A 6,000-nucleotide genomic window follows, 5' to 3' on the forward strand; every position below is an offset into this window, starting at 1 on the left:
TCGCGTGTTACTTACTGATCTCAGCCACGTTGAACACCTGCTCCAGCATCGGATGGAACACATAACCCTTCACCGAATCACGCATCGGCAGGGTGTAGTTCTTCTGATAGAGGTAGGCGTACACGCTGTCCTTGAGCACGATCTTCTGGGCTTCCTGATACAGCTCGGTGCGCTTGGCCGTGTCGTTGTTGGCCGCCGCATCACGAATCAGCTTGTCCACCACCGGGTTGCTGTAGAACGAACGATTGCCCGGCAGGCCTTGCAGGGAGGAGTCGAACCAGAAGTTCATGTACATGTAGGGGTCGGAGAAGTCCGGTGCCCACGAGCCGATGGACACGTCGAAGTCACCCTTGCCCAGGCGCTCGCGCATGGTGGCGTTGGCCAGTTTTTCCATCTTCAGGTTGATCCCCAGCGGCGCCAGGCTGGCTTGCAGGGTCAGGCCGATGGATTCCCAGTCCGGGTCCTTGTCGGAGTACATGTAGTTCAGGTTGGTGATTTTTTCCGGGAGTTTCTTCAGGTTCGCGCCCGCGCTGTCCAGGTCCTGTTTCATCAAGGGCAGGCTCGGGTCATTGGCCCACATGCCGGCAGGAATCGGCCCGTTCATCAACTTGGCCTGGCCCTTGAGGATGCCGTCGACAATGCCTTTGTAGTCCACCGCATCAACGATCGCCTGGCGCGCATTCTGGTTGTTCAGCGGGGCTTTCTGGTTGTTCAGGTACAGGTAGGTCACCCGCAGCGACGGGAACTCCTTGATCACCACGTCTTTCTTTTTGGCCAGGTTGGTGAGCTGGTCCTGGGGCATGTCTTCGGCGATGTCCAGGTCACCGCGTTCCAGTTGCAGGCGGCGTACCGAGGCTTCGCTGATGATCTTGATCACCACCTTGTTCAGCGCGGGCTTGGTGCCGGCGTAGTAGGTGTTGGGTTCCAGGGTCAGGCTCTGGCCTTTCTGCCAGTTGCTCAGGCGAAAGGCGCCGGAGCCGGCGGTGTGGGTGGAGAGGTAGGCGTTGACGTCGCCCTGTTTCACCACGTCCGGGTTGATGATGCCGGCGCCGTTGTGGGCGAGGGTGTAAAGGAAGGGCGCGTAGGGCTTGGCCAGGGTGAAGCGCACGGTGAGCGGGTCGACCACGGTGACTTTCATGTCATCCGGGAACGCGCCCGACGGGCCTTGCTTGAGCTGCATCACGCGGTCGAAGGAGAACTTCACCGCATTGGCGTCGACCTCGGTGCCATCATCGAACTTGTTGCCGGGCTTGAGTTTGAAGTCCCACACCAGGCCGTCGGCCGAGGTGGTCCAGCTGTCGGCCAGGTCGCCCTTGACCTCGGTGCTGCCCTTGCCGTTTTCGACTTTGTAGGCCACCAGCTTCTGGTACGCCGGGTACGTCACCGCCCAATCATTGTTGTCGATGGTCACGGCCGGGTCGAGGGTTTGCGGGTCGGCGGCCTTGCCGATCATCAGGGTGTCTTTGGGGGCGGCGGCACTTGCCGATTGCCACGCGCCCAGGCTCAGGGCGGCGCACAGCAGGGAGAGTGCGAGGGTCTTGCGGTTGCTTGGGGTCATGCCGGTTTCCTTGATTATTTAGAGGAAAAAGCGGGTTGGTTTATTTTTATGAAATCTATAACCGGGCAGTTGGAGCTAAAGGGTGCTGCTAATTATTGTGATGGTACGGTCCTTGGGATCAGTATGACTCCTCAATTAGTGGGAAAAGTTCGGCATCCGGCAATTCGTAATGCCACCACTCGGTGGCAATCGCCTTGAAGCCGGCGTCAAGCATGATGCCCAGCAACAGCAGGCGGTTGCGCTGCACCTGCGGCGGCAGGTCGGGGTAGAACTGGTGGGACTTGGGCTCCATGGCATCAAACGCCGTGCCCATGTCCAGTGGGGTGCCGTGTTCATCAATCAGTGTCAGGTCGACGGCCACGCCACGGGTGTGGTGCGAGCCCAGGCGCGGGTCGCGCACGTAGTCCGGGTTGGGCAGGGCCTGCCACAACAGTTGCTGGGCGTAGGCCGGGCGATAGGCGTCGTAGATCAGCAACGTCATGCCGGCCTGGCGTGCCAACAGGCTCGCCTTGCGCAGGCAGGCCGCCGCTTCGGCGTGCAGCAGGCAGCGGGCATTGCGGTAGATCACGGTGCCTGCCAGGTTGTCGGCACTGGCGTAGATCAGGTCGACCTGTACCGGGTATTCCGGTGGGGCGATTTCTACCAATGGGCTGGTTTTCACTCAAAGATTTCCTTTCCAGGGTCAGGATTCGAACTGGCCGAAGGCCTGTTGCAGGGCGCGGTTTTTTGCCAGGCGTGCATCCAGTCGCTCGCCGTAGCGGTCAGCGACGGCAGACACCATCAGGTTGAACAGGCACGTCAGGGGCGCCATGGAGTCCCAGAACTGGCCGACATCGGTTTTCAATTGCAGCAGGTCCAGGTCGTAGTCCCGGGCCCAGGGGCATTGCAAGTCAGTGATCAGCGCCAAGGGTAGACCCTGGGCGTTCGCGGTCTCGCAGAACGTGGGCGTGATGCTGGAATAGGCGCGGAAGTCCGCTGTAATGGCGTAGGGTTTTTCAAAGCCGGAGTTCAGGGTCTCGGCGTAGATCCCCGACAGGCCATCGACGTAATAGACCTTGGGGCGAATGTATTCCAGGTGACTGTGGAACGCATTGAGGATGCCCCGGGTGGACTGGATACCGAGGATGAACACGGCGTCGGCGTCCACGATGTGCTGCACGATGTCGGCGAAACCCTGGCTGCGGGCCAGGCCATACACATGCTGGATGGCTTCGATCTCGCGGTTGAGGGAACGGTCGAGGGCGTCTTCCTGATCGTTCTCCTGGCGAAACGCACCCAGGCGGTCGGTGATCAGCCAGGAGGCTTGCGGGTCGCCGCGCAGGCCTTGCTTGACGTCATCGAGGTTGCGATAACCCAGGGTTCGCAAGAAACGCCCCACTGAAATCCCGGTGGTGCCGGCTTGCTGGGCGATGCTGTCGGCGGTTTCGAACGGCAGCTGTTGCAGGTTGCCCAGCAGGTACGTCGCGATGCGCTTGCCGGTGGGCGTCAGCGTCGGGAACTGCTGTTCCAGCGTGCGCTGGAAGCTGTTTTTATCCATGACGTTTTCGCGCAGGCCGGTCATTGATGTTACTCATGTTTCATGATTTTGATGTCTGTTAGAAACATAACATCGGCAATCGCGATAACACAATGGCTTTTTTTGCACTGGGCGGGCAGGGGGGGGACAAGCGGCGATCAAGGCCGCTGGGGTTTCACCGAAGTACCGAACGTATTGCCCATGCGCACACTGGTCGCTGCGGGTGTAGAGAGCCCGATCTGGTTCGGCTTGCGTTTGTCGATGGGCACCTGTTGCGCCTGCTGGTTCTTTTGCGTGGCCTTGGCGGCGTCCGGGTTGTTGCCCATCTGCTGGCTCAGGCAGCCATAGTCCGGTGCCTTGTAGCCATCCACGTTGACCTCGGTGCAGCCATTGGGCGTTCCTTCGGCGTGGGCCATCAGCGGCAGGGCAGCACACAGCAACAGGCTGGCGAGGGTCGGTAACAGGTTCATCGGTGCCTCCTGGCGAGCCCTGGGAAATGGGCCGGTATGGCTCAAAAGTGTAGTGCAGCGGGCTGCCCGTCACCGTGATGTTTTTTTTGCTGGCACCGTAACATCAGGTTCATAAACTGGCCTCAGGATGACGGTTTTGTAGGCTATGTCGGACGTGTTGCGATGCTGAGCAGGGGGGCTTGGAGGCGCGCGGGCTGCTGCCTGGCTCTGCTGTTGGGGCTGGCGCAGACCGTGCGCGCCGAAGTGACCCTGGACCTGCCCGCGCAGAACCTGGATAGCGCCCTGCAGGCGTTCAGCCATGCCACCGGCATGGCGGTGCTGGTGGACCGCGAGTTGACCCGGGGCCGGCGCTCCATCGGCGTGCATGGCCGCTACAGTGCGCAGCAAGCCCTGGGCCTGCTGCTGACAGGGAGTGGCCTGATGGCGCGTTATGCCCGCAGCGATGCATTCACCCTGCAAGCCCCCGAGGTCAGCCAGCCGGCCACGACGCGGGGGCTGAAGGCAGGGCATGCAGCACGGATCAACAACAGCTATGCCGCGGCCTTGCAGCAGGCGATCGAACGCAGTTTGTGCCGTTCGCCGCTGACCCGCCCCGGCAGTTTCCGGGCGCTGGTGCAGGTGTGGGTCAACGGTGACGGGGTGATCGAACACAGCCGGCTGGTCAGCTCCACCGGTGACCTGCAGCGTGACGAAGCGCTGGTACGCGGCCTGGGCGCCACCCGGGTCGAACGCCCTGCGCCCAGTTCGCTGCGCTTGCCGGTGACCTTACTTTTGATGCCCGATTCAACAGGAACACGCATGGAATGCACAGCAGGGGAAGGAGTTTCCGGGGCATGAAAGATACCGGCCACAGCATGATGGTCAGCCTGTTCCTGGCGTCCTACGAGGACTTCAAGGTACGCCTGCGCAAGCGCCTCGGGTCCGAGGACCTGGCCAACGACGTGCTGCACGAAACCTACCTGCGGGTCGACCGCATGGACATGCCGCCGAACCTGGCGCAACCCAATGCCTACCTGTATCGAATGGCGCTGAACATCGCCGCTGACCGACGCCAGGCGGATGCGCGACTGTTGACCGGCAGCGAAGTCGAAGAGCTGCTGCAAACCGTCGATGAAGCCCAGGACCCGTCGCGGGTGGTGGGTGGCCAGCGGGAAATCCAGTCCTTGCTCAAGGCCCTCTACGAACTGCCGGCGCGGCGGCGCCAGATCCTTATCGCTGCACGTCTGGAAGAGGCGCCACACCTGGAGATCTCCAGGCGTTTCGGGATTTCCACGCGCATGGTCGAAAAGGAAATCAAGGCCGGGCTGGGCCACTGTGCACAGCGCCTTGAAAGAAAAGTGATCCAGCGGTTCGGTCCCGGGGCCGGAAAACCGTCTTAGTGATTGAGTCCCTGATAATCCGTTGAGTACCTGCGCGCTTGAACATTTTTAACCTCTCCGCTGCCCGTGCTGCGCCCGACAGCCCCCTGCACGATGAAGCGCGTGACTGGCTGGTGCTGCTGACGTCGGGCCGGGCCACCGTTGCTGATGCCAAGGCGTTGCGCCAGTGGTGCGCCCAGAGCCCGGAGCATGCCCGGGCGTTCGAGCAGGCCAAGGTGTTGTGGCAGCAATTGGCTCCCGCCGCCGAGCAGTTTTCCCGGCCGCGGCATTTTGGGCGGCGGGCGTTTTTGGGCGGGGCGATTGCGGCGTCGGCGGCGGTGTTGATGGTGCGGGTGACGGTGCCGGGTGGGTTTGCCGGGTTGACGGCGGATTACCGCACCGAGGTCGGGGAGCAGCGGCGGGTGGAGTTGGGTGATGGGGTTCGGCTGGAGCTCAATACGCAGACGCGGATCAGCCGGCGTGAGGGTGGGATTGAGTTGTTGGAGGGGGAGGTCGAGGTGCTGGCCGATGCTGCGATGCCGCTTCAGGTTCAGGCGGGTGGAGGATGGTTGAGTGCGGCTCGGGCGCGGTTCAATGTGCGCAATACGGATCACAGCGTGTGTGTGACGTGTATTGATGGGGCGCTGTTGGTGGGTGTTGGGGGGCGTACGGTTCGGCTTGAGGGTGGGCGGCAGCTGACTTATGACGCCAGCGGTGTGGGTGAGCCGGTGGCGGTGGACGTGCAGGCTGTGGTGGCTTGGCGGGAGCAGGTGCTGGTGTTTGACAATGCGACGCTGGCGACGGTGGTGGATGAGATCAATCGCTATCGGCCGGGGATGTTGCTGCTGATGAATGCGCAGTTGGGCAAGCGGCGGGTGCAGGCGCGGTTTAGTCTGCATCAGTTGGCGGGGGTGGCGCTTTTGATTCGCGATGCGTATGGGGCCAAGTGTACGGAGTTGCCTGGCGGTGTTGTTTTGTTGAGTTAGATCGGTGTGCATATCCGTTATTTAGGTAACGGCTGCTTCAAAATCAAAAGCACAGCGGCCTCCAGGCCGGCTTGAGTGTTAAAAGCAAAGGCAAAGACCAGAGCGAAAACAG

7 protein-coding genes are annotated in these 6,000 nt (G+C 61.8%); 3 read left to right on the plus strand and 4 right to left on the minus strand.

The window, feature by feature from the left end; translation table 11 throughout:
* Positions 1–7: 7 nt before the first annotated feature.
* The 4 genes from HX807_RS24580 to HX807_RS24595 form a co-directional block, all read right to left on the minus strand.
* The gene (locus tag HX807_RS24580) at positions 8–1,558 is read right to left on the minus strand and encodes an ABC transporter substrate-binding protein (protein ID WP_177051363.1); all 1,551 of its coding nucleotides are present in this window, start codon (positions 1,556–1,558) and stop codon (positions 8–10) included.
* Between the two features lie 118 nt (positions 1,559–1,676).
* Positions 1,677–2,219 carry a D-alanyl-D-alanine dipeptidase gene (ddpX, locus tag HX807_RS24585; RefSeq protein ID WP_177051365.1) on the minus strand — a complete coding sequence of 181 codons (543 nt, stop codon included), beginning with the start codon at positions 2,217–2,219 and terminating at the stop codon, positions 1,677–1,679.
* 21 nt (positions 2,220–2,240) lie between these two features.
* Positions 2,241–3,095: a MurR/RpiR family transcriptional regulator gene (locus HX807_RS24590; protein ID WP_032898755.1), complete on the minus strand. Its 855-nt coding sequence runs from the start codon at positions 3,093–3,095 to the stop codon at positions 2,241–2,243.
* A 137-nt stretch (positions 3,096–3,232) separates the two neighbouring features.
* Positions 3,233–3,544, minus strand: coding sequence for a hypothetical protein (locus HX807_RS24595; protein WP_177010052.1), 312 nt, complete (start codon positions 3,542–3,544; stop codon positions 3,233–3,235).
* A gap of 162 nt (positions 3,545–3,706) precedes the next feature.
* Between HX807_RS24595 and HX807_RS24600 the strand changes: the two genes are divergently transcribed.
* Genes HX807_RS24600 through HX807_RS24610 form a run of 3 tightly spaced genes read left to right on the plus strand, consistent with a single transcriptional unit; the run spans position 3,707 to position 5,888 of the window.
* Entirely contained in the window at positions 3,707–4,381 is a 675-nt protein-coding gene (locus HX807_RS24600) for a secretin and TonB N-terminal domain-containing protein (protein ID WP_003220136.1), read from the plus strand.
* Positions 4,378–4,923: an RNA polymerase sigma factor gene (locus tag HX807_RS24605; RefSeq protein ID WP_008431413.1), complete on the plus strand. Its 546-nt coding sequence runs from the start codon at positions 4,378–4,380 to the stop codon at positions 4,921–4,923. The genes HX807_RS24600 and HX807_RS24605 overlap by 4 nt, the downstream gene beginning before the upstream one ends.
* 38 nt (positions 4,924–4,961) lie before the next feature.
* Complete coding sequence (locus HX807_RS24610; protein WP_008431412.1) at positions 4,962–5,888, plus strand: DUF4880 domain-containing protein; 927 nt, start codon at positions 4,962–4,964, stop codon at positions 5,886–5,888.
* The last annotated feature ends 112 nt before the right edge of the window (positions 5,889–6,000 follow it).

The sequence above is a fragment of the Pseudomonas sp. D8002 genome, assembly GCF_013385695.1.
Taxonomy (GTDB): domain Bacteria; phylum Pseudomonadota; class Gammaproteobacteria; order Pseudomonadales; family Pseudomonadaceae; genus Aquipseudomonas.

Excerpts from the sequence above, each read along its gene's own strand:
- HX807_RS24580 (WP_177051363.1), bottom strand. The coding sequence starts at position 1,558 with ATGACCCCAAGCAACCGCAAGACCCTCGCACTCTCCCTGCTGTGCGCC.
- HX807_RS24600 (WP_003220136.1), top strand. The coding sequence starts at position 3,707 with ATGCTGAGCAGGGGGGCTTGGAGGCGCGCGGGCTGCTGCCTGGCTCTG.
- HX807_RS24605 (WP_008431413.1), top strand. The coding sequence starts at position 4,378 with ATGAAAGATACCGGCCACAGCATGATGGTCAGCCTGTTCCTGGCGTCC.
- HX807_RS24595 (WP_177010052.1), bottom strand. The coding sequence starts at position 3,544 with ATGAACCTGTTACCGACCCTCGCCAGCCTGTTGCTGTGTGCTGCCCTG.
- HX807_RS24590 (WP_032898755.1), bottom strand. The coding sequence starts at position 3,095 with ATGGATAAAAACAGCTTCCAGCGCACGCTGGAACAGCAGTTCCCGACG.